The sequence below is a fragment of the Corynebacterium sp. HMSC058E07 genome (genome assembly GCF_001809885.1).
Lineage (GTDB): Bacteria > Actinomycetota > Actinomycetes > Mycobacteriales > Mycobacteriaceae > Corynebacterium > Corynebacterium macclintockiae.
The window spans coordinates 27,104-52,644 of the sequence record NZ_KV799271.1 but is presented as its reverse complement, the minus strand read 5'-3'; the positions used below and the strand labels follow the sequence as shown (position 1 = coordinate 52,644).

Sequence of the window (25,541 nt, the reverse complement as noted above, 5' to 3'; positions counted from 1 at the left end):
CATGACCGAGCAGAAGATTTCGCTATCCGACCTGCCGCTGCGCGAGGAGCTGCGCGGCAAGTCCGCCTACGGCGCCCCGCAGCTGCACGTTGCCAATCAGCTCAACACCAACGAGAACCCATATCCGCCGTCGCAGGAGATCGTCGAGGGTATCGCCCGGCGCGTGGCGGAGCTGGGCCAGCAGCTGAACCGCTACCCCGACCGCGACGCAGTGGGGCTACGCGCGGCCCTAGCGGCTTATGTGAGCGAGCAGACGGGTGTGGGCGTCACAAAAGAACAGGTATGGGCGGCCAACGGTTCCAACGAGGTACTGCAGCAACTCCTGCAGGCATTTGGTGGACCCGGGCGTAGTGCGATGGGTTTCGTACCGAGCTACTCCATGCACCCGATCCTGGCGGCAGGTACGCAGACCGAGTTCATTTCGGTCGAGCGCAAGGGCGAGGACCGCTTTGCGATCAACGTTGATGAGGCGCTCGCGGCCATCGCGGAACACGCCCCTGACGTGGTGTTTATCACCACCCCCAACAATCCCACCGGCAACATCACGCCCCTGGCCGACATCGAACGGATCCTGCAGGCAGCCCCCGGAATCGTGATCGTGGACGAGGCCTACGCGGAGTTTTCCGACGAGCCTTCAGCGGTGGGACTGCTAGAGGACTACCCGACGAAGCTGGTGGTTTCCCGCACCATGTCCAAGGCCTTCGACTTCGCCGGCGGACGGTTGGGGTACTTCGTGGCCGACGCGGCTTTCATCGAAGCCGTGATGCTGGTGCGCCTGCCATACCACCTGGCCACCCTGTCGCAGGCGGCGGCGGAGGTGGCATTGGAACACTCCGCGGCAACGCTGCAGACGGTGGCGAAGCTGCGCGAGGAACGCGACCGGGTTGTCGCCGAGCTGCGCGAGCTGGGCTTCGACGTCATTGATTCGCATTCCAACTTTGTGTTCTTCGGCAACTTCGACAAGCTAGGCGACGCGCCCACGGTGTGGCAGCGCTTCCTCGACCGCGAAGTGCTGATCCGCGACGTCGGCGTGCCGGGCTGGCTGCGCGCGACCGTCGGACTGCCGGAGGAAAACGACGCTTTTCTTGCCGCCGCGGCGCAGATGATGGACGATTAGGCTGACGTTTCAAGAGGAAAAGACAGCAAAAGACGGAGAGGTAGGTACAGAGACACCGTGGCAACGAACCCCACCCCGCGCATCGGGAAGGCCCAGCGCGCCACCAAAGAATCGGACATTCAGGTTGAGTGGAACCTGGACGGCACCGGCAAGACCGACATCGATACGGGTCTGCCGTTCTTTGACCATATGCTGACTGCCCTCGGTGCGCACGGCTCCTTTGACCTGACCGTGCACGCCCGCGGCGACGTGGAGATCGACGCCCACCACACCGTGGAAGACACCGGCATCGTCATGGGCCAGGCGCTGGCGCAGGCCCTGGGAGACAAGGCGGGCATCCGCCGCTTCGGTGATGCCTTCATCCCCATGGACGAAACTCTGGCGCACGCGGCAGTGGACGTATCCGGTCGTCCGTACTACGTGGGCGTGGGGGAGCCGGAGCAGATGCTGAGCGCCGTGATCGGTGGACACTACGCCACGGTGATTAACCAGCACTTCTTCGAGACGCTGGCGCTGAACGCACGCATCGCGCTGCACGTGCGCTGCCTGTACGGCCGCGACCCGCACCACATCACCGAAGCGGAGTTTAAGGCCGTGGCTCGCGCGCTACGCGCCGCAGTGGAGGACGACCCGCGCGTAGGTGGGGTGCCATCGACCAAGGGAACGCTGTAATGGCGCGCCCGAAGGCGCTGAGCATTGAAGAACTAGAAAAGATCGATTCCGTGTGGCAGGCCCCCGGGCTGAAGGCCACGCTGGTCTCGGTCTTCTGTGCTTTCGGTGGTTGGGCGCTACTTCTGCCGGTCATCCCCATGGCCGTGATCGCTGGGGGCGGAACCGATAGCGTGGCCGGCCTGTCCACGGGCGTGTTTATGGCCGCGACTGTTCTTACGCAGGCCTTTACTCCGCGCTTGCTGCGCGGAGTGGGGTACACCCCGGTGATGTTCGGCGCGGGTCTGCTGCTGGGACTACCGGCTCTGGTTTATGTTGCGGACATGTCGGCGGTGACGGTGCTGGCGATCGCCGCGGTGCGTGGCGTGGGCTTCGGCGCGGTGACGGTGACGGAGGCTGCGCTGATCGCAGAGCTGGTGCCGCCCAGGCTGGTGGGCCGGTCGTCTGGCGTGTTCGGCGCGACGGTGGGTGTGACACAGCTGATCAGCTTCCCGCTGGGCATGTGGCTATACGACAGCTACGGCCTGGCCTGGGCGTGTGCCGCGGCTGCGGTGTACTCGATCGTCGGCGCGCTGGCGGCGCTGCGCCTGCCGAAGGTGGAGCGCGAGAATTCGCCCGGCGTGGCGGCCGACATTCCCGCTAACGCGACCGCACAGGCGGACTTCACCCCGGCGGCCCCGCGCGTGGCGACGTGGAAGCTGGCCACCGTGCCGGGTCTGTCCATCGGTGCGGCGGCCGTGGGTTTTGCCTCTTTCAGCACGTTCCTGGCGCCTGCCGCGGGCGAGATCGACGCTGGCGTGGCCGCCACGATCTCTGGCCTGGCGCTGAGCGTGGTGGGGCTGATGCAGATCGGTTCGCGATTGTTCAGCGGTTGGTACGCCGACCGGGTGGGCGAGCCGGGGCGCCTCAACGCGCTGGGCTTGGTTCTGTGCGTGGTGGGCCTCGGATCCGCCGCGGTGATGCTGGGTGTGCATCCCAGTGGCGGGCTGCTACTGGGATGGTCGTTGCTGTCGGCTGCGCTGTTCGGTGCGGGCTTCGGCATTAACCAGACCGAGGCGCTGTTGATGCTGTTCGATCGCCTTCCCAGGGAGGAATCCGCCAAGGCTTCCGCATTGTGGAACATGACCTTCGACGGTGGCACGGGAGCGGGTGCGATCCTGCTGGGCTTCGTTGCTGGAGCGCTGACGTACCAGGGTGCGTTCGTGGCGGCCGGGGCGGTTGCCGCGTTCGGTTGTGTGGTGGCTGTCCTCGACCGAATCGTGGGGCGTCACCGCGTAACCGACTACGGCAATGTCCGCGAGACCCTGCGTAGAGTACGCCGACGTGAATTGCGCCCGGGTAAGTCCGGCTAGACTAACTGGTTATGACTCCTTCGACTTCTCTTTCTTCTCGACGCCCACACGTCGCCCTGCTGGACTACGGCAGCGGAAATGTACGTTCTGCCCAGCGAGCCGTGGAAAAAGCCGGCGCCGAGGTAGAAGTGACGAAGGATCCGGAGGTGGTACAGCGGGCCGACGGCTTGCTGGTGCCGGGTGTGGGGGCATACAGCGCGTGCATGAAGCAGCTGCACAGTGTGTACGGTGATCGCCTGATCGGCCAGCGCTTGGCGGGAGGACGCCCGGTGTTGGGCATCTGCGTGGGCATGCAGATCCTTTTCGATCGGGGAGTGGAGTTCGCGGAAGGCGCTGGGGACGGCGCTGGGGACGGCACTGGTACTGGGGATGGGGAAAGTGCTTTTACTGAAGGAATGGGCGAATGGCCGGGCACCGTGGAAAAGCTGGATGCCGACGTGCTGCCGCACATGGGGTGGAACACGGTAGAGCGTGGCGACGGATCCTCCGCCAGCGCTCTGGGCGCGGCGGCGAGCGAGCCGTCGAAGATGTTCGCCGGGATCGAGGATTCTGAGCGGTTCTACTTTGTGCACTCCTACGGCGTGCGGGAGTGGGAGCTAATGACCGACGGACGCACGGAGCCCCCGCTGGTGCACTGGGCAGCTCACGGACGCAGCCGCTTCGTGGCGGCCGTGGAAAACGGCCCGCTGTGGGCCACGCAGTTTCACCCGGAGAAGTCGGGGGAGGCGGGCATTCGCCTTCTGCGCAACTGGGTGGAGACACTTTAGCTCTAGAACTAGCACTAGTTTCCCTGTTTCAAACGTCGCCGAAGTTTATACGCGTTAGGATTCTCCCTATGGCTTCTACAGATAACTCCCGTGCCCTGACTTTGCTTCCTGCCGTCGACGTTGCCGACGGCCAAGCCGTCCGCCTAGTTCAGGGCGCAGCGGGCACGGAAACCAGCTACGGAGCGCCGATCGAGGCAGCCCTGGCCTGGCAGAACGCGGGGGCGGAGTGGATCCATCTGGTGGATCTGGACGCCGCCTTCGGTAGGGGCAGCAACTTTGAGCTTCTCAAGGAGGTCACCGGCCAGCTGGACGTCAACGTGGAGCTGAGCGGCGGCATCCGCGACGACGAGTCGCTGGAGCGCGCCCTATCCACCGGCTGCCGCCGGGTGAACATCGGCACCGCCGCACTGGAAGACCCCGACTGGTGCGAGTCTGTCATCGCCCGCTACGGCGACAAGGTCGCCATCGGCCTGGATACCCGCGAGATTGACGGCGAGTGGCGCCTGCGCGGTCGCGGCTGGACTTCCGACGGCGGTGAGCTGTGGGAGGTGCTGGAGCGCCTGGACTCCCAGGGAGTGTCCCGACTCGTGGTCACCGACGTCAGCCGTGACGGCATGCTGAACGGCCCGAACATCGATCTGCTGCGCGACGTGGCGGCTGCCACCGATGCGCCGGTCGTGGCCTCTGGTGGTATCTCCAGCCTGGATGACATCCGTGCGCTGACCGCCGTGGTGAACGAGGGCGTGGATTCTGCGATTGTGGGCAAGGCCCTGTACGCCGGCAAGTTCACCCTGGAGCAGGCCTTGGAAGTCGCGAGCGGGGTCGATAACTAATGACAGCCTTCCACGGAGTCCCCCCAGAAGAGCTGGATACCCGCTCGCTGCTGGCCATTGCCGAGGCCGCAGTGGACGAAGCGGAAACGACTTTCACCGCAGCCGTCGGCGCGGAGCCCGAGGTCATCAAGTCCCCCGGTGATTTCGCCACTGAGGCGGATCTGACCGTCGAACGCCAGCTACGCACTCTGTTGACCCAATACACTGGCCTGCCCGTGCACGGCGAGGAGTTCGGCACGGTCCGCCCCGGTGAGGTTCCGGGGGAGAACATCACCGAGCCGAATCCCAGCGACGCTATGGCCGACGGCCTGGACGGCCCGCGGCGGAAGTCCCTGGAAGCTGGCGATCAAGAGCTGCCGGAGACCTTCTGGGTTGTCGACCCCATCGACGGCACAGCCAACTACGCGGTGGGCAACCCCTTTGCCTGCATCCTGGTTTCCTTGGTGCACCAGGGGCAGACCATGGTTTCTGTGACCGAGATGCCGCTGCTGGGCAAGCGCATCACCGCTCGACGTGGCGAGGGACTGCTGGTGGATGGGCACCCGGCCCGTGCCATGCCGCCATCGGACCCGGGCGTGACCCAGATCAGCTTCGGCTCTATCCTGTCGCAGCGCCGCGGTAACCTGCCAATTTCCTATCGCCAGGACATGCTGAACGAGATCGGCAAGTCCTACCCACGCATGCGCGTCACCGGCTCGGTGGGCATCGACCTGGCCTTCACCGCCGCCGGCGTGTTCGGCGGGACGGTGACGTTCAGCCCGAACCTGTGGGACAACGCTGCGGGCATCCTCGCGGTGGAAGAAAACGGCGGCATTGCCACCGACTTCGCGGGCAATCCCTGGCGCCCGGGCGTGTCCGGCCTGGTCGCCGGCGAGCCAGAGGTACACGCCACCATCCTGCAGCACATCCAGGCTGTGCCGATCGGCACAGCCGCCCGCAACGCCCAGGAGATCCGCGATCGAGGAGGCATCCGATGAGCGTTACCGTGCGCGTCATCCCTTGTTTGGACGTGGACAACGGCCGCGTAGTCAAGGGCGTGAACTTCGAGGGGCTGCGCGATGCGGGTGATCCCGTGGAGCTGGCGAAGCGCTACGACGCGCTCGGCGCTGACGAGTTGACCTTCCTGGACGTTTCCGCCTCCAAGGACGGCCGTGGCACCATGCTGGACGTCGTCCGCCGCACCGCAGACCAGGTATTCATCCCGCTGACCGTCGGCGGGGGAGTACGCAGCGAGGAAGACGTGGACGCCTTGCTGCGCGCCGGAGCCGACAAGGTCTCCGTCAACTCTTCCGCCGTCGCCCGCCCCGAGCTGCTGCGGGAGCTTTCGCAGCGCTTCGGCGCGCAGTGCATCGTGCTATCGGTGGACGCCCGCCGCGTGAAGGATCCCTCCGAGGCGGACAAGTACCCCTCCGGTTTCGAGGTCACCACCCACGGCGGTACCAAGTCCGCTGGGCTGGACGCCATCGACTGGGCCCGCAAGGGCGAGGAACTGGGCGTGGGGGAGATCCTGCTGAACTCCATGGATGGCGACGGAACCAAGGCCGGCTTCGATATCGAGATGCTGCAGTCCGTACGCAAGGCCGTCTCCATCCCGGTCATCGCCTCCGGTGGCGCAGGCGCCCCGGAGCACTTCCCGCCCGCCGTGGAAGCCGGCGCAGATGCGGTACTAGCTGCCTCTATCTTCCACTTCCAAGAAGTGGAGATCAGCGAGGTCAAGCAGGCCCTGGCCGACGCGGGCTACGAGGTGCGCCTGTGAGCAGCACAGACCCCAACACAGATCCGGCAACCTACGACCTAGACCCAGTCATCGCCGAGCGCGTCCGCTTCAACGCAGACGGCCTCGTACCCGCTATCGTCCAGGACGTCGACAATGGCGATGTGCTGATGATGGCGTGGATGAACGACCACGCTCTGGCCCACACCCTGGCCACCAAGAAGGGCACTTACTGGTCCCGATCCCGCCAGTCCTATTGGATAAAAGGCGAAACTAGTGGCCACACCCAGCGCGTCGAAGAGGTGCGCCTGGACTGTGACGGCGACACGGTGCTGCTGAAGATCGAGCAGACCGGTGCTGCGTGCCACACCGGCGACCGCACTTGTTTCGACGCCGACCGCTTGGCCTAGCATGTTAGCCATGGGTGACAACACTTCCAGCCATTCCGTCGGCGACCTGACAAGCCGCGACACTTTCCGCGAGCTTGCGGCGAAGCACCGCGTGGTGCCCGTCGTGCGCAAAGTCCTCGCCGATGGAGAGACCGCACTGTCGGCCTACCGCAAACTCGCCGACGGCCGCCCCGGCACGTTCCTGTTGGAATCGGCAGCGCACGGCCAGTCGTGGGATCGCTACTCCTTCATCGGCACTGGCGCCCGCTGCGCGCTGACCGCTAAGGGCGGCGTGGACGGCGGCGCAGCGCGCTGGATTGGCCAGCCGCCCGTCGACATCCCCGCTGGCACCGATCCGCTGGACGCGATCCGCAACACCCTGACCCACCTGCAAACCGCTCCGATGCCGGGCCTACCGCCGCTGACCAGCGGCCTGGTGGGATACATGGGCTACGACATGATCCGCTACATCGAATCCGTGCCGGACACCTGCACCGATGACCTGGATATTCCCGACATGGTGCAGCTGCTGGTCGAGGACATGGCCGTCGTCGATCACCACGAGGGAACGATCTGGCTGATCGCCAGCGTGATCAACTGGGATAACTCCGACGAGCGCGTGGACGAGGCCTACGACGAGGCAGTGGAACGGCTAGGCACCATGGTGGAACGGCTGGCCACGGGCGACGCGGGGGGCGTCACTACCTACGACAACCCTGCGCCCGACTACCGCAGGCAGCGCACCTACGACGACCACCGCGAGCGCATCGGCAAGGTCAAGGAGCACATCAAGGCCGGCGATGCCTTCCAGGTGGTGCTGTCGCAGCGCTTCGAGATGGATACCGACGTTGACCCGATCGATATCTATCGCATGCTGCGAGTATCGAACCCTTCGCCCTACATGTACTTGGTCAATGTTCCTACCGAGGGTTTTGACGCCACAGCGTTCCACATCATCGGCTCCTCCCCGGAATCGCTGGTGCAGGTCCGGGATGGCGATGTCACGACATTCCCGATTGCCGGATCCAGACCGCGCGGCGAGACGGTGGAGCAGGACTTCGCCTTCGAGCGCGAGCTGGTCAATGACGAGAAGGAGAACTCGGAGCACCTGATGCTGGTGGATCTGGGGCGCAACGACCTGGGGCGCGTGAGCAAACCCGGCACGGTGGAGGTGCACGACTTTAGGCACGTGGAGCGCTATTCCGCAGTGATGCACCTGGTCTCCGGTGTGACGGGCAAGCTGGCCGCGGGCAAGACAGCGGTGGATGCGTTCACCGCGACCTTCCCGGCTGGCACGCTGTCGGGGGCGCCAAAGCCCTCGGCGCTCAAGATCATCGACGAGCTGGAGGACACGCGCCGCGGGGTCTACGGCGGCACGGTCGGTTACTTCGATTTTTCCGGCAACACCGATCAGTCCATCGCCATCCGCACCGGGCTGTACAAGGACGGCACGGTGTACGTCCAGGCTGGCGGGGGAATCGTTGCCGATTCGGACCCCGAGGCTGAAGACTTGGAAACCCGTAACAAGGCCGCGGCGGTGCTACGGGCAGTAGCGGCGGCGGAGACCATGAAGAACGCAGGGGAGAAGCAGTGAGCAAGGCAGAGGACGTAACACAGAAGGCCAAGCGCATCCGACAGATCGCTCTGCTGTGCGTGGTGCTGAGCGCCGCGGGGCTGTGGGGCGCAAGTCGCCTGAAGTTCGTGACCGTGGCCGTCGACGACGACAAGGCCGGAGCCTCGACCAAGGAGCTCGTGGGCTCCGTGTGGGATCCCGCGTTGGTGCCGTTGGCGCTGGCGATGGTGGCCTCGCTGATCCTGTCGATCGCGGTGCAGCCGATGGTTCGACGCATCCTGGGCGTAGTGATCGCAGCGCTGGCGGCCACCGCCAGCTTCCGTGCCGTGCAGCTGCTGGGCAACGACGTAGACCTCGCGCGAGCCAAGAGCCTGCTATCCAGCGGGGCGGCCACGCAGAAGGAATCCGACCCGGTGCAGATCTCCGAGTGGGCACAGGTGGTCAGCGGCGAAGTGCACACGATGGGAATCGTGCTAGTGCTCCTCGCCGCCGCCCTCGGCGTGGTCGGCGGCGCGATCCTTATTCTGCGCCCGGGCGAGCAGTCCAAGGGGCACAGCCGCTACGAAACCCCGGAGGTGCGCCGCGCGGACGCAGAGGAAGACCTCGCAGAGAATCCGGACTCCACCCGCGTGCTGTGGGATGCCCTGGATGCGGGGGTGGATCCGACCGAAGAATCCGATTTCTCCCGCACCAAGCGCGGGCGATAAGCTTTGAAATGTGACACACATGACTGTTCTCGACCAGATCATCGCCGGAGTACTCGAAGACCAGGCCGAGCGCGAAGCCAAGATTCCCTATAAGGAAATCAAGGCCATGTCGCTGGACGCCCCTCCGGCAATGGATGCCCACGCTGCGCTGGCCGCCCCAGGGGTCAGCCTCATTGCTGAAGTGAAACGCGCCAGCCCCTCCAAGGGCCACCTCGCCGACATCGCCGAGCCCGAAGTTCTCGCCAAGGCCTACGAGGATAACGGCGCGACGGCCATCAGCTGCCTCACCGAAGAGCGCCGGTTCAAGGGCTCACTCGCCGACTTCGACGCAGTGCGCAGCGCCGTGAATATTCCGCTGCTGCGCAAAGATTTCATCGTCAACCCCTACCAAATCCACGAAGCCCGCGCCCACGGCGCTGACATTGTGCTGCTTATCGTCGCCGCCCTCGAACAGCAGCGGTTGGAATCCCTGCTGGATCGCATCGAGTCCCTGGGCATGACTGCTCTTGTGGAAGTACACACCGCAGAGGAAGCAGAACGCGCCGTCGCGGCCGGTTCGAAGGTGATCGGTGTCAACGCCCGAAACCTCAAGACCCTGGACGTCGACCCGGAAGTGTTCGGCAAGATCGCCCCGCTGCTTCCCGACGGCGTCGTGAAGATCGCAGAATCAGGCGTCAAGAATAAAAACGACCTCAACGCGTATGCCGCAGCGGGCGCGGACGCAGTGCTTGTTGGCGAGGGGCTGGTCACCGCAGGTAACCCCGCACAGGCGTGCCGGGACCTCGCAGCAGCCGGGAAACACCCCGCTTGCCCACAGAAGAGTTCCTAACCGATAGCATGTGACACTGTGACTACCGAAAAGACCTCCAAGAACGCCGACGCGCAGGGCAAGCGCCTGCCGACGGTAGGCGAGATTCTGGGCACCGCCACCCACCACGAACCCGACGAGCGCGGACATTGGGGGGAGTTCGGTGGCCGCTACGTCCCGGAAGCCCTCATGGCCGTTATCGAGGAGATCACCGATGCTTGGGCGAAGGCGCGCTCTGACCAGGCTTACCTGGATCAACTCGACGAGCTGCATCGCACCTACACGGGGCGCCCGTCGCCGCTGTACTACGCCGCGCGCTTCTCCGAGGCTGTGGGTGCGCACGTGTGGCTGAAGCGCGAGGACCTGAACCACACCGGCTCCCACAAGATCAACAACGTGCTCGGCCAGGTGTTGCTGGCAAAGCGCATGGGCAAGACCCGCGTGATCGCGGAGACCGGCGCGGGACAGCACGGCGTGGCCACGGCGACGGCTTGTGCTCTGCTCGGTATTGAGTGCCGGATCTACATGGGGGCTGTGGACGCCGAACGCCAGGCCCTGAACATCGCCCGCATGCGCCTGCTGGGTGCCCACGTGGAAGTGGTGCAGATCGGCTCCCGCACCCTCAAGGACGCCATCAACGAGGCCATGCGCTACTGGGTATCCAACGCTGATGACACCTACTACTGCTTCGGTACCGCCGCCGGCCCGCACCCATTCCCACAGATGGTGCGCGATCTGCAGCGCGTAATCGGCGTGGAGGCGCGCCAGCAGCTGCTGGCAGAGACCGGCAAGTTGCCCGACGCAGTCATCGCCTGCGTGGGCGGTGGCTCCAATGCAATTGGCCTTTTCCACCCGTTCATCGAGGACGAGGGTGTGGATATCGTCGGCGCGGAGGCCGCGGGCGACGGTATGGAGACCGGTCGCCACGCTGCGCCGATCACCCTGGGAATGCAGGGTGTGTTCCAAGGCGCATACGCCGACCTGATGCAGGACGAGGACGGGCAGATCATCGAATCGCACTCCATTTCTGCTGGCCTGGACTACCCGGGCGTGGGGCCGGAGCACTCCAAGCTGCACGCCGAGGGGCGCGCCCGCTACCTGCCCATCACCGACGCGGAGGCCATGGAAGGTTTCCAACAGCTGACCCGCCTGGAGGGCATCATCCCCGCCATCGAGTCCTCCCACGCCGTGGCCGCCGCAGTCAAGGTTGCCGCCGAGAAGCCAGGAGCAACGCTGATCGTCAACGTCTCCGGCCGCGGCGACAAGGACGTAACGACGGCTGCGAAGTGGTTCGACATGCTGGGCCAAACGAGCGAGAAGGACAGCTAACCCATGACCTCCCGACTTTCACAGATTTTCACCGACGCGCGCGCCGAAGGGCGGGCCGCACTCGTGGCCTACTTCCCGGCCGGCTACCCTACGGTGGCTAAGTCCAAGGAACTGGTCAAGGAGTTGGCGCAGCACGCCGACCTGATCGAGGTGGGCATTCCGTTCACCGATCCGATGATGGACGGCCCCACCATCCAGGCTGCCGCCGACGAGGCGCTGGCTAATGGCTTCCGTGTGAGAGACACTCTCGACGTGGTCCGCGCCGTCACTGAGGCCGGCGGCCAGGCCGTCATCATGTCCTATTGGAACCCCGTGCTGCAGTACGGCCCGGAAAAGTTCGCCGCCGACCTGGCCGCCGCCGGGGGACTGGGATCCATCATCCCGGATCTGCTGCCGGAGGAAGCCGAGCGCTGGGCGGAGGCCTGCAAGGCCAACGACCTATCGCCGGTCTATCTTGTCGCGCCGTCTACCACGCCCGAGCGTATGGCCCTAACTGTGGACGCCGCCGACGGCTTCATCTACGCTGCGTCCCACATGGGAGTAACAGGTGCACAGGATGAAGTCTCGCACTCCGCCGAGGAACTCGTTGCCCGCGTCCGCGAAGCCACGGATCTGCCGGTGGCAGTGGGGCTGGGCGTGAAGTCAGGGGAACATGCGGCGAACATCGCCTCCTACGCTGACGGCGTGATCGTCGGCTCCGCCCTCATCCAGGCCGCTGCCGAAGGCAAGCTGGGCGAGCTGGCCGCCGAGCTGGCACGAGGTGTTCGCGCATGATCGCGGCGGCCATTCCATCGCCGCCCCAAGGGGTATGGGAGCTAGGCCCCATCCCCCTCCGCGCTTACGCGCTGTGCATCCTCACCGGCGTGATCGTGGCCTACTTCTGGACGCGCCGGCGCTACGCCAAGCTCGGCGGCGACCCGGAAGTGGCCGTCGACGCGCTGCTGGTTGCCGTGCCCGCGGGCATTATCGGCGCCCGGCTCTACCACGTGATCACCGACCACGATAAGTACTTCGGCGAGGGGAAAGACCCAACGCAGGTCTTCAACATCACCAACGGAGGATTGGGAATCTGGGGCGGAATCGTGCTCGGCTCCCTGGCCGTGTGGTTGCTCTTCAAGGCGAAGAAGCTGCCACTAGGCACCTTCGCCGCCGCCGCGGCTCCCACGATCCCGCTGGCGCAGGCCATCGGGCGCCTGGGCAACTGGTTCAACCAAGAGCTCTACGGAGGGCCAAGCGATTCCCCCTGGGCCCTGGAAATCTACCGTCGCGTGGATGAAAACGGCTATTCCGCACCAGTCACCGGACACTCCACCGGCGAAGTGCTGGCCACGGTACAGCCGACGTTCCTTTACGAACTGCTGTGGAACCTGCTCGTCGTTGCGCTGGTGCTCATCGCCGAGCGCCACTGGCGGGTCAGCGGGGGCAGGCTGTTCACCCTCTACGTCATGGGGTACACCTTCGGGCGCTTCTTCATCGAAAACATCCGCACCGATGCAGCCACCACTGTCTTCGGGGATATACGCATCAACGTCGTGGTTTCGGCAGTGGTGTTCCTCGCTGCGACAGCGCTGTTCGTCTGGTGGACAATCAAGGAACGCAAGCAAGAGGGCGTCACTACCTAAGAAGTAGCGAGGACAACGGCGCAGGGCTATCCTCGAACTCGTGAATAGAAGAACCAAGATTGTATGCACCCTGGGTCCCGCGGTCGCCTCGAAAGAGCAGATCCGCGGGCTCGTAGACGCAGGAATGAACGTTGCGCGCCTGAACTTCTCCCACGGCGAGCACGCTGATCACGAGCAGAACTACAACTGGGTTCGAGAGGCGACCGACGAGTCGGGCAAGGCCGTCGGTGTGCTGGCCGACCTGCAAGGACCGAAGATCCGCCTGGGACGCTTCGCCGAGGGCGCAACCGTATGGGCAACCGGCGAAACCGTGCGCATTACCGTCGACGACGTGCAGGGCACGCACGATCGCGTGTCCACGACCTACAAGGGTCTGGCTCGCGACGCACGCCCCGGCGACCGGCTGCTGGTCGACGATGGCAAGATCGCGCTGGTGTGTAAGGAAGTCGACGGCAACGACGTCGTGTGCGAGGTCACCGAGGGTGGCCCGGTTTCCAACAACAAGGGTGTGTCCCTGCCGGGCATGAATATCTCCGTGCCGGCGCTGAGCGAGAAGGACACCGAGGACCTGCGCTTCGCCCTGCAGCTGGGCGTGGACTTCATCGCCCTGTCCTTCGTGCGCAGCCCCTCCGACGTGGAGCTGGTGCGCGACATCATGGACGAAGTTGGCCGCCGCGTGCCGGTGATCGCCAAGCTAGAGAAGCCGGAAGCCGTCGACGCGCTGGAGCCCGTCATCCTGGCCTTCGATGCCATCATGGTCGCCCGTGGAGACCTGGGCGTGGAAGTACCGCTGGAGGACGTGCCACTGGTACAGAAGCGCGCCATCCAGATCGCCCGCGAGAACGCCAAGCCGGTGATCGTGGCGACGCAGATGCTGGACTCCATGATCGAGAACTCCCGCCCGACGCGCGCCGAGGCCTCCGACGTGGCCAACGCCGTGCTCGACGGTGCGGATGCGGTGATGCTCTCCGGCGAAACCTCCGTGGGCAAGCACCCGATCACCACAGTAGAGACCATGGCCCGTATCGTGCGCGCCGCCGAAGTGGACGGTGAAGTACCGCCGCTGACGCACCGCCCGCGCACCCGCCGCGGCGTGATCTCCTACGCAGCCAAGGATATCGGCGAGCGCCTCAACGCGAAGGCACTCGTGGCCTTCACGTCCTCCGGCGATACTGCCAAACGCGTGGCGCGCCTACGTTCGCACTTGCCGCTGCTGGTGTTCACGCCCTCCCAGGCGGTGCGCTCGCAGCTGGCGCTGACGTGGGGCGTGGAGACATTCCTCATCGAAGACGTAAAGTCCACCGACGAAATGATGGACACAGTCGACCACCACCTGCTGGCCATGCCGGAGTACAAGTACGACGACATGATGGTCGTCGTCGCCGGCTCCCCGCCCGGGATCTCCGGCAACACCAACATGATCCAGGTGCACCTGCTGGGTCAGGAACGGAAGAGGTAACTCAAGGTCGCGGCCAACGCCGCGTCCGTGGAAGTGCCCAGCGCCTCAATGCTCGGCGCGAAGGCACCATGGTGGTTGCCGGGCACCGGCTCGCCGGAATTCCACAGTTCAGGATCCGTGGTGCCAATCGTCCAGAACAAGTACGGCACCTTGAAATGACGCGGGATCTCTGAGAAATCCTCGGAAGCGGTCCACGGTTCGGCGTCAATAGAATCTTCCCCGAAAACTGCATCGAACACGGGGCGAACATGCTCGAATGTGCTGGGCGAGTTGTCGGTCAACTCGCCGTGGGCGGAGTAAACAAACTCGGGCGGGACCTCACAGCCAGAGGCATCGCACTCGGCGCGGACGACCCGCTCGATCGCGGCGTAGGTCTTGTCGCGCACGTCAGTGTCGTAGAAACGGCAGTTCAGAACCAAAGTTGCCGTGTCGGGGATCGTGTTGTTCGTGTGCCCGGCCGATAGCGTGCCGACGGTGATGACGGCGAAATCGGACGGCGCAACCTCGCGGCCAACGATGCCCTGCAGGCGCACCACAATCATCGCGGCGAGGAACGTCGGATCGATGGAATCCTGCGGGCTCGAACCGTGGGAAGACTTGCCGTGCAGAGTGATGGTGATCGTGTCGCACGCCGCCAAAACCGGGCCGGGCGCCGACATCACAGTGCCGAGCCGACCAGGCAGAATGTGCTGGCCCAAACACACATCGGGGGTGGGGATCTTGTCAGCCAGGCCATCGTTGATCATGTTGCTGGCGCCGGCGGTTACTTCCTCCGCGGGCTGGAACAGCGCAATGAAGGTGCCGTGCCACGCGTCGCGACGTTCGTCCAGGACGGCGCACAGCCCCATCAGCGCCGTGGCATGCATATCGTGGCCACACGCGTGCATTACGCCGTCGTTCTTGGACGCATAGGGCAGGCCCGTGATTTCCTGCACGGGCAGGGCATCAAAGTCGGCGCGCATCAGCACGGTCGGCTCGTCAGCCTTGATTTCGGCGCTCCCCGGATTGCGGAACACCGCCGTGATCCCATGGCCGCCGATGCCCGTCGTGACCTCGCAGTCCATCTGCGCCAGCCGCGCGGTGATGTGCTTCGCCGTCTGCTCTTCCTGCAGCGACAACTCGGGGTTCTCGTGCATCCACTGGTAGAAGCTGTCCTGCCAGCTGAGGTCGACACCGTGGTTCGAAATGAACTCGGCGATGTTCGCTGTTGCCGCTTCGTTGCTCATTGCGGTGCTCTCTTTCTTTCTTATTGACGCCTACGTCTCCGCTTAACGGATCGCTGGGTTGTACTTCAGCATGTTGGGGCGAGTGGCGCAGTCGTCGCCAAGACGGATCCCTGGGGCGAGCAGGCCTTCCTCTTGGGCGGCGTACAGGGCATTGAGAACCCGGTCGCGCAGGTCGGCGGGGGAGATGGTGTTGATGTAGATCTTCGTGCCGCCTTCGAATCCAGCCATGGTAGACACGCGCCACTTAATCACGATGCGCCAGGGCATGGGCACGTCAACGTCGAGGGGACGGTGCAGCCACTCTTCGTTGCAGGAGACGTGTGGCCCGGCGGCGACGTGGCAGGCGTGAACCAAATCCGAGACGGCGTCGCGTTCGGCGTCCGACATCAGCCAAGGTTCGGTCGTGGCGGACTTGGAGAAAACCTCGAGGGTCGGCCAACGGTGCCCGAAGCCTGCGAAGGCGATGGCGTGGTCGTTCTCGGCGAAGACGAGGTTGTGGCGGGCAGCGTAGTCCACCGCCCATTCGTTGTACATGTTCGGGTTAGCGCGGACCTGGGCGATTTCGAGTTCGTTCTGCAGGCCGTGCTCGTCGATGGCGACGAGTTGCTTGTGGAGGTGTTCGAAGCTGGCGCCCGCGGGGGCTAGCCAGTTCTGGAAGGCGGCAACGTAGCGCACGTAGCGGTTGGCGCGGTAGAGGTGATCCATGCCGTCGACGGTGAAGGCGATGAAGTGACGGTGGTTTTCCCAGCCGAGCGTGCCACTGGAGGCCAGCTGGTCGGTGGTGTCTGCGCCGGGGACGTAGTGGTCGCGGGCGATGATCACATCGTGGCCGCCAGCGAAGAGGCCGGTGCTCTTTTCGTAGAGGGTCTGTAGGCGGTTGTCGGGGGAGAAGAGCTCGTCGAGTTCTTCCCGAGTCATGCCGCTGGCAGACCACTTGGCACGCAGTATCTGCTCTACGTGGTCTTGGCCGGCTTCTTCGGCAAGGTAGTCGGTCATGTGCTTCGCCGCCGCGGGGTTCATGCGGTAGCCGTAGTTCATGAGCCAGTAGTCGTAGGTCAGGATCTCGAAGAGGTTGGCCACGCGGCGGAATAGCGGCTCGGTGTCTTCCAGCTTGCTGACGGGCAGACCTCGCAGGATGTGGGCCTTGCCGTCTTCGTCCAGCACCAGGCGGGCTTTTTCCGGTGGGGTATCCAGCTTGCGATTCAGCCCGAATGCGGTGGCGGAGTCGCGGTCGCCTACGGTGCGGACCTCCGGCCGGTGCTCGGCGATGGGGCGGTTGCCGCGGCCGGGGACTGTCCACACTTCGGTGCCGGAAAACGGATTGACCTGTTTGATCGTCCCGTCCGGCAGGGTGGTTAGGGGTGGCACGGGCGCTGGGTGCGAAGCATGGGAACCAATCACGGCACACAGTTTAGTCGTTTTCCTATTCCGCCGATCACACTGTCGGGGCTTGGTCGTGCTTGTCGCGCTTAACCGTGCTTGCCGTTCGCCACCGCGTGCTGCCACACTAGGGGAATGCCAAAGATTACTTTCCGGTTGCTGGCCAACAAGGAGCAGCTGGCTGCTATCGAGCAGGACTTCCGCTCCATGATCTCCGCCCTCGGCGAGGCGTTTGAGGGCACGCTGAATCTCCAGTCCGGGCAAGCTGCAGACCCCGAACTGGTCACTACCTGGGTGGAGCTTTTCGGCGAGAGTCCCGATGAGGGATCCGACCCCGCCACCGGCGCCGAGCTAACTGTCGACGTTATCCGCTATGACATCGGCTCCGTTTCGGGCCTAGCCATGCACTTCGCCGAGCTCCTCACGACTCGCGAGAAAGAGCCCGCCGAGCCGATCCTGCGCCAGGTCCAGGACGATCCTGGCACGCCCCGCGTGCCGTGGCACGTCACTGTGGCTTCGGTATAACCCCCCTTGCGTGTGTGGTGAATTCCTCCCCGTGGTGGTTCACCCACTTGATCGTCCAGCCCCCGTCGTCGGTGCTTGCCCGCCACTGACCGTTGGTTTTCAGGTTGTGGTGGGTGCGGCATAAGCACTGCATGTTCCGCACATCCGTCGGTCCGCCGTCCGCGGGCGCTTTGTGGTTGTACGGAACGATGTGGTCTTTGTCGCACATTGGTGCGGGGTGTTCGCAACCGGGGAATCGGCATGTCCCGTCCCGTCCGACTAGGAATTCCTTCATTTCCCTGCTTGGTGTGTACTGTTCCACGGCCGGCGGCACTGTCACGCTATCGACTTTCGTGGCGAACCCTTCGTAGTAATCGGCCTGTTTAGTGCTGATTGCGCCGACTCCCGGGATGAACCCTGGCCCGTTTTCCCACCGGAATACGTGCACGTGCACCACCGTGTTGGGTTCTTCGCCGCTGATCAGCCCTGCGATTACGTCTAGCCGCGCTTGCGCCAGATCGCAGTCCGTCTCGTCGGCCAGTGCCTTCGCCTTCTTCGTTACCGCTTCCCACATGCGCTGCGATTGGTCTTTAGGCATGTTCAGCGTCCACCGGGAAAGCTCGGCGGTTCCGCCCAGCGTCGTCACGGATCCCCGCGTCGCGGACCGCTCCTCCGCCGCTGCCTTCTCGCCTTCCGCAAATGGGGTAGGGAAGTCCCGCGCGATCACTTCGCACAGGTATTCGCCTAGCTCCTTCGCCGTCGGTCCGTCTTCGCGTGCGCTGATGCAGTCCACCGCGTGTTTTTCTAGGTAGCGGTTGAACTGTTCCATGTCCATGATCGCGTGCCCAGCATCGTCGGGCTCTGTCAGCTGTGCTGAGTAGGTATTCCGCACGCGCCACACTTGTTCTAGGTGCCGCACGCCGATCACTCCGGCTTTTAGCGCTGCTAGCCCGAGCATGTTCATTACTGCGAGTATCTGTGCCGCGTGCGAGAACACTATCGCATCCGCCGTCCCCGCCTTCCGCAGCGCTTGTATCCGCGCCACGGTCGGGTCGTCGATCACGCTGTATGCATACGCCGCGTCGACCCTATTACACATCCGCCGCATCTCGTCGGCATCCTTTTTTGCCCCCTTCTTGTCCGAGCGCCGCTTACCTTACACACGGCCCCGGACAACCCCTTCCCCTTCTTATCGACGCCCCCTCATTTTCACCCCTAGAGCAGGCTCGATAGGAATTCTTGGGTGCGTTCGTGCTGCGGATTTCCAATGACTTCCTGGGACGGGCCATGCTCCACGATCACACCGCCATCCATGAAGGCAACTTCGTCGGCGACTTCGCGGGCGAATCCCATCTCGTGGGTCACCACCAGCATCGTCATGCCGTCGTCGGCCAGGCGGCGCATGACGTTGAGCACTTCGCCGACCAGCTCGGGGTCCAGCGCGGAGGTCGGCTCGTCGAAGAGCATCAGCTTCGGCCGCATTGCCAGTGCGCGGGCGATGGCCACGCGCTGCTGCTGTCCGCCGGATAGTTGCACGGGGTAGGCGTCTGCCTTGTGGGCGAGCCCCACCTGGTCCAGCAGCTTGCGGGCGTGTGCGATCGCGTCGTCTTTGTTTTCGCCACGCACCTGCACGGGTGCTTCGATGATGTTCTCCAGCACGGTGCGGTGGGTGAACAGGTTGAAGTGTTGGAACACCATTCCGATGTCCACGCGCTGGGCCGCTGCTTGCTTCGGCGTCAGCTCGTAGAGGTTGCCGTTCTTTTCGCGGTAGCCAATCAGTTCGCCGTCGACTTCGATCCGCCCGGAGGTTACTTTCTCCAGGTGGTTCACGCAGCGTAGTAGGGTGGATTTGCCGGAACCGGATGGGCCGATCAGGCAGGTCACGCCACCGCGGGGGACTTCCAGGTCGATGCCTTTTAGAACGTCTAGTCGGCCGTAGCGCTTCCACACGTTCTTGATGGCAATCATCGGTGCGTTGTTGTCAGACATGGTGGTTACTAGTCCTTCTTTTCGTTCGGCCCGACGGTGATGTTGCGCGGGGGCACGCCTTCGGCGTCGGCAAGGGCGGCGAGCTGGCGTTGCGTGAGTTGGCGCGATGATCCGCGAGAGAAGTAGCGCTCGACGTAGAACTGGGCAACCATCAGAATGCTGGTGATCACCAGGTACCACGTGGCGGCGACCAGCAGCAGGGGAACGGGCTGGAACAGTGAGTTCGAGATGTCGGTCGCACGGCCGTAGAGCTCGGCGGCGTAGGGCACGGCGATGACCAGAGAGGTGGTCTTCAGCAGCGAGATAAATTCGTTGCCCGTCGGCGGGATAATGATGCGCATGGCCTGCGGCATCACGGTGCGGCGCATGTTCTGGCCCCAGGTCATGCCCAGGGCCTTTGACGCCTCGGATTGTCCCTCCGGCACGGCTTGGATGCCGGCGCGGACGATTTCGGCCATGTAGGCGGCCTCGTTCAGACCCAGGCCCAGCACTGCCAGCATGAAGGCGTTCTGTAGTACCTGTTCAAGATTGATTTCGGCGAAACCGACGTTGATGGATTGGTACAGGGAGCTCAGCAGACCCCAGAACACCAGCTGCACATACACGGGTGTGCCGCGGAAGATCCACAGGAATAGCCAGGCCACGCCCTGCAGCACCGGGTTCGGCGACATGCGCAGCACCGCGACGATGGCGCCAAGTACTACGCCGATGATCATCGCCAGGATTGTCAGCGCGATGGTGTGCATTGCCGCCTTCGCGATGCGCGTATCCAGCAGGTATTGGAAGTAGGTATCCCAGTGGTAGGCCTCGTTCTGGGCTGCGGAGATGATGAACCACACCACGAGCCCCGCGAGGATCACCGCCGCGATCCAGCGACCGGGGTGGCGCAGTGGGATCGCTTTGTTCTCGGTGGGGCGCCTGCGCTGTGTGGCGTCAGAGGCGATTGAGGCGTTTGGGGTGCTCACTTGGTGCCTTCTTTCGTTTGGGAGCGTGCGGGGCAGCTGGTACGGCTTGAGGTTGAACGTCACGGCGTCAAGCCCACCGTCTTCTAGCCCCCACTGCTTCAGGATCGCTTCGTAGGTGCCGTCGTTCATCATGGTCTGCAACGTTGCGGCCAGCGCTTTTCCTAGCGGGTTGTTCTTTTTGACGCCCATACCGAACGGGGCGGTATCGAAAGGTTCGCCAACCCGCACCAATTTGCCTTCAGAACGGGCGATGGCGAAGTCGATTACCGGCGAGTCAGAGCTGTACGCCTGCGCTTTTTTCAGGATGGTTGCGGTGGCGGCGGCGTCGGCCTTTTCGTAGACGAGCTTTTCAATCGGAGGTTTGCCCTGGGCCTCGCATTCTTCGGAGCGCCCCTGTACTTCGTCCGTGTCGGAGTAAGTGCCCTTTTGCACGGCGACCTTCAGACCACAGGCGTTGTCGGGGTCGATGGTGTTTTCGTTGCCCGGTTGGGTGGCCCAGGAGATACCGGCGCTGTAGAAGTCGACGAAGTCGTAGTTCTTTTGTCGTTCTTCGGTGTCGGTGAAGGCGGTAGCTCCGACGTCGACTGATCCTGCGCTGAGGGCGGGCAGAATCAGGTTGAAGTCCATTTGATTCACTTCGACGCCAAGGCCCATCATGGCACCGGCGGCGCGGATGAGGTCCATTTCGAAGCCGATGATGTTTCCGTCGGAGTCTTTAAACTCGTTGGGCGCGTAGGGCGGGTTGGTGCCGACGGTGATTTTTCCCTTGGCCTGGACGTCCGGGGGCACTAGGGCGGCTAGCTGGGGGTTCTTCGCTGGGAGGATTTCCTCCCAGCCTTCCGGATTGCCGAGTTCTTCGTTGGTCACACATCCCGCCAGCGATGCTGAAAGAAGGATCGCGAGGGTGCCGCCGGCCACGGAACGGACCAGCGAGCGAGGGCGGCTTATTCTCATAGAGTGGATTATATCGGAATATGTGAATATTCCTGAATGGTTAGTGACTGTCGACAGTCACCGGCTCTTTCTCCTCGTCGTTGGGCTCCTTAAGAATGACCTTGGGGCTCTTCTGCGTGTTCTTAGAGCGGAAGTCCAGGGCCCAAGCGATGACGAACAGGATCGCACCGCTTACGGCAAAGAGCGGAGCCAACACGCTGTATCCGCCGAGCAGGACGGCCAGTGCCAGCCAGTGCTTCCAGGTCAGTGCGCTCAAATCCACGCGGGCGCCGGTGTTCTTTCCGCCACGTCGGCGCCACCACATGATGTAGCCGTAAACAATCAGCGCACCGATGCCCAGCGCCAGCAGCGCCAGCGCGATCTGGCTGGTCAGGCCGAACAGGGTGCCCATGTGTAGCTGGATAATCCAACTGGTCAGTTGGGCTGCGATCGGCCACGACTTGAAGGGGAGGCGGTCGACAACGTCGCCGTTTTCGCCATTTACCGTGATTGCGTCGTTGTACATTTTGTAAGCCTGTCGGGGCTCACTGACTGTCCATGCCTGGCCAGGTTTGCTCGGGGGAACCAGCTGCAGTGTGCCGGTCAGCCCTTCGTCACGGCCCACCTGCAGGACGGTATCGGCCTGACCGAAGTCCACTTCGGACGCTGCTGCGCCGCCGTGACCCGCGTGCTCCGCATGCCCTGCGTGACCTGCGTGCTCGCCGTGACCAGAACCGCTGTCTTGCGCCGATTGTTCGCCGTTGATGTTCGTGTTCGGCTTGGGTGCGATCCAGTTCAGCTCTTCGCGGACTAGTGCAATGTTGTCACCGGCGAAGTGGGACCACGTCAGACCGGAGATGCACAGGAAGATCAGCCCCGGTGCGGCTATCAGTCCGATGAGGGTGTGGCGCTTCATCGCCTGGCGTCGAGACTTCTTCTTGGGTGCGCGTTGGTTCTTCTGCTTGCGCATTAACCACCACATGGCCACGCCGGTGACGGCCATTGGGCCAAGCCAGGTGGCGGCGGTTTCGGAATAGATTCGGCCCGGCGTGTCGAGCCACAGGTTGCGGTGGCCTTCGGATAGCCATGCACGGAACGGTAGGGAGGCGGCGCTGCCGTACTGAGTCAGTTCGCCGGTGATGTGCAGGTCACCCGGATCGACGAAAACTGCTCGAGTGTAGCTTTCCGAGGGTAGTGACGGGTCGGCAAAGAGTACGCGAGTGGTCTTGCCCTCTTCGTCAGGGATCTGCACCTTAGCGACCTCTAGGTCGGGGTGGATGCGCTTGGCAGCTTCGATTTGCTTGGCTACGGGTTGCGCGGGGCTGGAGGATGTTGCCGTGAGTTCTCCGTCGTACACCCAACTTTCGATGGTGGGCGCGAGGGCGTAGAAGAAGCCAGACAGGGTGGCTACGAGGATGAGGGGTGCGATGAAGAGTCCTGCAAGAGTATGGACTCTGCGAATAATTCTGCGAGACATGCTTCATTAGTCGCATGCTTGGCGGAATCGGTTCCCGTTTGCTTTAGTTGCGGGTAGAGCGGGGGTAAAGAACGAAAAAGCTCCCGCTGCATCCTCTGAAGGGAGGAGCGGGAGCTTTCCGGCTAAAGCTAAACCTTACTGCTGGTTCGGCTGACCGTAGTCGTTCTGACCGTAGTTGTTCTGGTCAAAGCTGTTCTGCTGTGGCTGCTGACCGTAACCCTGCTGTGGCTGCTGACCGTAGTTGTTCTGGTTAAAGCCGTTCTGCTGTGGCTGCTGGCCGTAACCCTGCTGCTGACCGTAACCCTGCTGCGGCTGCTGACCGTAACCCTGCTGGCCGAATGCTGCCTGCGGAGCGGACGGAGCCAGCTTCTTGTCGTTCAGGAGGGCAAGCACGCCAAAGACAATGATTGCGATGGATGCAATGAGGATAAAGATCAGGCCAGCACCAACGCTGACCTCAACGGAGTCGTCGTTCACTTTGCCAGCCTTCGAGCCGATGTTAGCCCAGTCGATGATGGCGATTAGAAGGAGGACAGCGCCGATAACGATCACCGGAATGCCGCGCCACCACTGCTTGATCAATTGCTCGACGAACAGGAAGGCTGCAATTCCGCCGATGACGATGAGGGAAAGGAACATGGTGAGGATACCGTCACCGCCGTCAGTGCCGGACACCGTGATGGTTCCATAGAAAGGAACCGTAACCTTGCCCCAGGTCATGAAGCTGCCGATAAAGCTGATCAGCGCGGAAGCCGCCGCAAGTACCAGCCACAGCACGGACTTGTTCGAGAAGTCGAGGTACTGCTTAATGTCGAACTGTCCGGCCTGGCCGTTCTGTCCGTTGAAGCCCTGCTGGTTCTGGTAGCCGTTCTGCGCGTTCTGTGGAGCACCGTAGGCGTTCTGTCCCTGCTGCTGCGGCGCGGCCTGCTGGTTCCAGTCCTGCTGGGGCTGCTGGTTCGGCTGTGCGTAGGGGTTCTGTCCCCAGTTGCCTTGTCCCTGAGCCTGTGGCTGTTCGGGCTGCTGCGGTGCGCCATTGTTGGCGGGGTTCACGGGATCGTTGGAACCGAAGTTCTCTTCCGTCATGGTTCTCCTAGTGTCGCGAGTATGTAACTTAACAGCCCTTAAGAAAGGACTGCGGGTATTCTCCGCGACTCATACTAACGGAGATCACGTTCTTCCGGCGGGTAAGCTGTGACCTATGGCATGTCGGGGGTGAAATGTTGTTTCTTATTGACGCCCTCACCTCAACGACGCGAACGGTGACCTATCCAATCAGGGCGAGATGGTTCTTAGTATCCGGCCTCCGCGCACTGTTGAGGATCGATGTAGCCCTCACGGCAGCATCAAACAAAGTGGCATAACGATTCAACGCTTCCGACGGATCCGCATGCCCCAACTGACGAGACACCGCCGAAACATTCACTCCCTGGCTGATCCTCAATCCCGCCGCCACATGCCGCAGCTCGAGCACAGCAATCCGCGGGAACGGCGAGTCATGCGCGATAGTTCTCTCCACTGAACTCTCAAACCAGCCCTTCCTGTCGGCAGTGCCAGGAAATCTTTGTCAGTAAATTTGTGTTGTTGACACCTTGGTCTGGCTTCCCGGCGGTGCTGATTCGTTCGGGGGCTAAGGCGCTTTTGTTCTTCGGATGCTACTTTTCGCAGGCGACTCCATCGCCGTCTCTGTCGAGGCCGCTACGGTAACCGGGGGAGTCGGCATACAGGGGAGCTGCTCCGGCGCTTTTGGCCTCAGCACAGTTGCTGAAGTACTGCGTTGGTGCCGGCGCTGGTTTCGGTGCGGGTGCTGGGGCTGGTTGTGGGCGTGCCGGTGCGATTTGTCGGGCAGGTGGGGCGTGATGATGGTCTACATCATCGTCGTCGTTGTCGGGAGTGGGAACTTCCTGGTGCTCACTCGTTGGCTGCTCTGGCTCGGTTGAAGGCTCGGTCGATTCAGTAGTCGGCGATTCCGATGTAGTCGTGGTCGGTTCCTCGCTCGTCGTTGTTTCCTCACTTGTCGTTTCTTCTACCGACGACGAGGGGGCAGACGATGAGCTGGATGACGCTGGGTCTGACTCTTCGTCGGAAGATTCCGTCTCGGGGAGGAAAACGACGCCAATGAAGAACATCATGATTGAAACAATGGCGATGATGCCCCAGTGTCTTTTCAATGGGTGCGCCCCCTTCTTCTCGCGGCGGTCGTGAATAAGCCACCATGCACCGGGGAGTGCGATAGCTAGTCCAGCGAAAATGCCAAACAGTACTGACTGACTGGCTGGCCCCATGAGGATCATGAGGGCGCCGAAGCCGAGTGAGATGAAGGCGAGAGCCTTCTTCCACAGTGGCTGTTGTGGAGATGAGTTTGGTACTGAGTAGTTGGAATATGGGTTGGCGTTCATGCTGCTAGTTCTTTCAGGGGGGCGTGAAGTCTTGTTCAGTTCTTTGCGCGCGGGGTTAATCGCTTTCGGTCTGCTATGAGCAGCCTGCTTCTGGTGAACTTTTGGTCACCATGTCGTCGCGGATGCCTACATCGTATGCAGGAGGCTGGACAGAGGCAGTAGGGCTGTTCGATTTGGCGCGTCGGTTTGCCAGTTCGTCAATCATGGGGGGCACAAGTTGCGGGGTTGAGTCGGCGCGCGAGCTTTAGAGCTAGGTCGCCATATTCTGCTGTATCAATCAGCGCCCCGTCGGAGTCACGGTAGTCAGTCACTTCTTTGTGTCCACACCAAAC

The 25,541-nt window shown here is 63.2% G+C and carries 24 protein-coding genes and 1 pseudogene; 16 read left to right on the top strand and 9 right to left on the bottom strand.

Annotated features, from left to right (window positions below):
• Position 1: 1 nt before the first annotated feature.
• The 15 genes from HMPREF2678_RS03960 to pyk all read left to right on the top strand — a co-directional run bounded on the left by HMPREF2678_RS03960 (position 2) and on the right by pyk (position 14,339).
• Entirely contained in the window at positions 2 to 1,117 is a 1,116-nt protein-coding gene (locus tag HMPREF2678_RS03960) for a histidinol-phosphate transaminase (protein ID WP_070551001.1), read from the top strand.
• A gap of 57 nt (positions 1,118 to 1,174) precedes the next feature.
• Positions 1,175 to 1,789 carry an imidazoleglycerol-phosphate dehydratase HisB gene (gene hisB / locus HMPREF2678_RS03955; protein WP_034970008.1) on the top strand — a complete coding sequence of 205 codons (615 nt, stop codon included), beginning with the start codon at positions 1,175 to 1,177 and terminating at the stop codon, positions 1,787 to 1,789.
• Entirely contained in the window at positions 1,789 to 3,138 is a 1,350-nt protein-coding gene (locus tag HMPREF2678_RS03950) for an MFS transporter (RefSeq protein ID WP_034970007.1), read from the top strand. The genes hisB and HMPREF2678_RS03950 overlap by 1 nt, the downstream gene beginning before the upstream one ends.
• An 11-nt stretch (positions 3,139 to 3,149) precedes the next feature.
• Positions 3,150 to 3,905, top strand: a complete 756-nt coding sequence (locus tag HMPREF2678_RS03945; RefSeq protein WP_043012203.1) for an imidazole glycerol phosphate synthase subunit HisH — start codon at positions 3,150 to 3,152, stop codon at positions 3,903 to 3,905.
• A gap of 68 nt (positions 3,906 to 3,973) precedes the next feature.
• Positions 3,974 to 4,738: a bifunctional 1-(5-phosphoribosyl)-5-((5-phosphoribosylamino)methylideneamino)imidazole-4-carboxamide isomerase/phosphoribosylanthranilate isomerase PriA gene (gene priA / locus HMPREF2678_RS03940; protein WP_034972127.1), complete on the top strand. Its 765-nt coding sequence runs from the start codon at positions 3,974 to 3,976 to the stop codon at positions 4,736 to 4,738.
• A complete protein-coding gene (locus tag HMPREF2678_RS03935) occupies positions 4,738 to 5,715 on the top strand; it encodes an inositol monophosphatase family protein (protein WP_034972128.1) in 978 nt (325 codons plus the stop codon). The genes priA and HMPREF2678_RS03935 overlap by 1 nt, the downstream gene beginning before the upstream one ends.
• Positions 5,712 to 6,494 carry an imidazole glycerol phosphate synthase subunit HisF gene (gene hisF, locus HMPREF2678_RS03930; protein WP_034991778.1) on the top strand — a complete coding sequence of 261 codons (783 nt, stop codon included), beginning with the start codon at positions 5,712 to 5,714 and terminating at the stop codon, positions 6,492 to 6,494. Before HMPREF2678_RS03935 ends, hisF begins: the two co-directional genes overlap by 4 nt.
• On the top strand, positions 6,491 to 6,862 hold the full coding sequence (gene hisI, locus HMPREF2678_RS03925; protein WP_034991775.1) for a phosphoribosyl-AMP cyclohydrolase: 372 nt from the start codon (positions 6,491 to 6,493) through the stop codon (positions 6,860 to 6,862). The genes hisF and hisI overlap by 4 nt, the downstream gene beginning before the upstream one ends.
• A gap of 1 nt (position 6,863) precedes the next feature.
• Positions 6,864 to 8,435 (top strand): anthranilate synthase component I, encoded by a 1,572-nt coding sequence (locus HMPREF2678_RS03920; RefSeq protein ID WP_070550999.1) that lies wholly within the window; start codon positions 6,864 to 6,866, stop codon positions 8,433 to 8,435.
• Positions 8,432 to 9,121 carry a TIGR02234 family membrane protein gene (locus HMPREF2678_RS03915; RefSeq protein ID WP_051892074.1) on the top strand — a complete coding sequence of 230 codons (690 nt, stop codon included), beginning with the start codon at positions 8,432 to 8,434 and terminating at the stop codon, positions 9,119 to 9,121. Before HMPREF2678_RS03920 ends, HMPREF2678_RS03915 begins: the two co-directional genes overlap by 4 nt.
• Before the next feature lie 19 nt (positions 9,122 to 9,140).
• On the top strand, positions 9,141 to 9,950 hold the full coding sequence (gene trpC / locus HMPREF2678_RS03910; RefSeq protein WP_043012199.1) for an indole-3-glycerol phosphate synthase TrpC: 810 nt from the start codon (positions 9,141 to 9,143) through the stop codon (positions 9,948 to 9,950).
• An 18-nt stretch (positions 9,951 to 9,968) separates the two neighbouring features.
• Positions 9,969 to 11,258: a tryptophan synthase subunit beta gene (trpB, locus tag HMPREF2678_RS03905; protein ID WP_070550997.1), complete on the top strand. Its 1,290-nt coding sequence runs from the start codon at positions 9,969 to 9,971 to the stop codon at positions 11,256 to 11,258.
• 3 nt (positions 11,259 to 11,261) lie between these two features.
• Entirely contained in the window at positions 11,262 to 12,032 is a 771-nt protein-coding gene (gene trpA / locus HMPREF2678_RS03900) for a tryptophan synthase subunit alpha (protein WP_070550995.1), read from the top strand.
• The gene (gene lgt / locus HMPREF2678_RS03895; RefSeq protein ID WP_070550993.1) at positions 12,029 to 12,880 is read left to right on the top strand and encodes a prolipoprotein diacylglyceryl transferase; all 852 of its coding nucleotides are present in this window, start codon (positions 12,029 to 12,031) and stop codon (positions 12,878 to 12,880) included. Before trpA ends, lgt begins: the two co-directional genes overlap by 4 nt.
• 40 nt (positions 12,881 to 12,920) lie before the next feature.
• Positions 12,921 to 14,339, top strand: a complete 1,419-nt coding sequence (gene pyk / locus HMPREF2678_RS03890) for a pyruvate kinase (RefSeq protein WP_051891442.1) — start codon at positions 12,921 to 12,923, stop codon at positions 14,337 to 14,339.
• Here the strand turns inward: pyk and HMPREF2678_RS03885 are convergent.
• Both HMPREF2678_RS03885 and HMPREF2678_RS03880 read right to left on the bottom strand, forming a co-directional pair.
• Positions 14,321 to 15,565, bottom strand: a complete 1,245-nt coding sequence (locus HMPREF2678_RS03885) for an amidohydrolase (RefSeq protein WP_070550991.1) — start codon at positions 15,563 to 15,565, stop codon at positions 14,321 to 14,323. The two genes, pyk and HMPREF2678_RS03885, sit on opposite strands and share 19 nt — an antisense overlap.
• A 42-nt stretch (positions 15,566 to 15,607) precedes the next feature.
• Positions 15,608 to 16,966, bottom strand: a complete 1,359-nt coding sequence (locus tag HMPREF2678_RS03880; protein WP_035001446.1) for a DUF4921 family protein — start codon at positions 16,964 to 16,966, stop codon at positions 15,608 to 15,610.
• A gap of 114 nt (positions 16,967 to 17,080) precedes the next feature.
• Between HMPREF2678_RS03880 and HMPREF2678_RS03875 the strand changes: the two genes are divergently transcribed.
• Complete coding sequence (locus tag HMPREF2678_RS03875; RefSeq protein WP_035001448.1) at positions 17,081 to 17,470, top strand: hypothetical protein; 390 nt, start codon at positions 17,081 to 17,083, stop codon at positions 17,468 to 17,470.
• On the opposite strand, the gene HMPREF2678_RS03870 is transcribed toward HMPREF2678_RS03875, so the two are convergent.
• The 7 genes and pseudogenes from HMPREF2678_RS03870 to HMPREF2678_RS10000 all read right to left on the bottom strand — a co-directional run bounded on the left by HMPREF2678_RS03870 (position 17,451) and on the right by HMPREF2678_RS10000 (position 25,209).
• Entirely contained in the window at positions 17,451 to 18,548 is a 1,098-nt protein-coding gene (locus HMPREF2678_RS03870) for an HNH endonuclease signature motif containing protein (protein ID WP_246817877.1), read from the bottom strand. The genes HMPREF2678_RS03875 and HMPREF2678_RS03870 overlap by 20 nt on opposite strands.
• A 116-nt stretch (positions 18,549 to 18,664) precedes the next feature.
• Positions 18,665 to 19,438, bottom strand: a complete 774-nt coding sequence (locus HMPREF2678_RS03865) for an amino acid ABC transporter ATP-binding protein (protein ID WP_034969946.1) — start codon at positions 19,436 to 19,438, stop codon at positions 18,665 to 18,667.
• Between the two features lie 8 nt (positions 19,439 to 19,446).
• Positions 19,447 to 20,403: an amino acid ABC transporter permease gene (locus HMPREF2678_RS03860; protein WP_034972141.1), complete on the bottom strand. Its 957-nt coding sequence runs from the start codon at positions 20,401 to 20,403 to the stop codon at positions 19,447 to 19,449.
• A gap of 147 nt (positions 20,404 to 20,550) precedes the next feature.
• A pseudogene (locus HMPREF2678_RS03855) lies at positions 20,551 to 21,357 on the bottom strand (ABC transporter substrate-binding protein); the annotation flags it as partial.
• Positions 21,358 to 21,397: 40 nt separating this feature from the next.
• The gene (locus HMPREF2678_RS03850) at positions 21,398 to 22,813 is read right to left on the bottom strand and encodes a PepSY-associated TM helix domain-containing protein (protein ID WP_035001452.1); all 1,416 of its coding nucleotides are present in this window, start codon (positions 22,811 to 22,813) and stop codon (positions 21,398 to 21,400) included.
• Positions 22,814 to 22,948: 135 nt separating this feature from the next.
• Positions 22,949 to 23,896, bottom strand: coding sequence for a hypothetical protein (locus HMPREF2678_RS03845; RefSeq protein WP_070550987.1), 948 nt, complete (start codon positions 23,894 to 23,896; stop codon positions 22,949 to 22,951).
• Positions 23,897 to 24,465: 569 nt separating this feature from the next.
• Positions 24,466 to 25,209 (bottom strand): excalibur calcium-binding domain-containing protein, encoded by a 744-nt coding sequence (locus HMPREF2678_RS10000; protein WP_237744464.1) that lies wholly within the window; start codon positions 25,207 to 25,209, stop codon positions 24,466 to 24,468.
• Positions 25,210 to 25,541 lie beyond the last annotated feature (332 nt).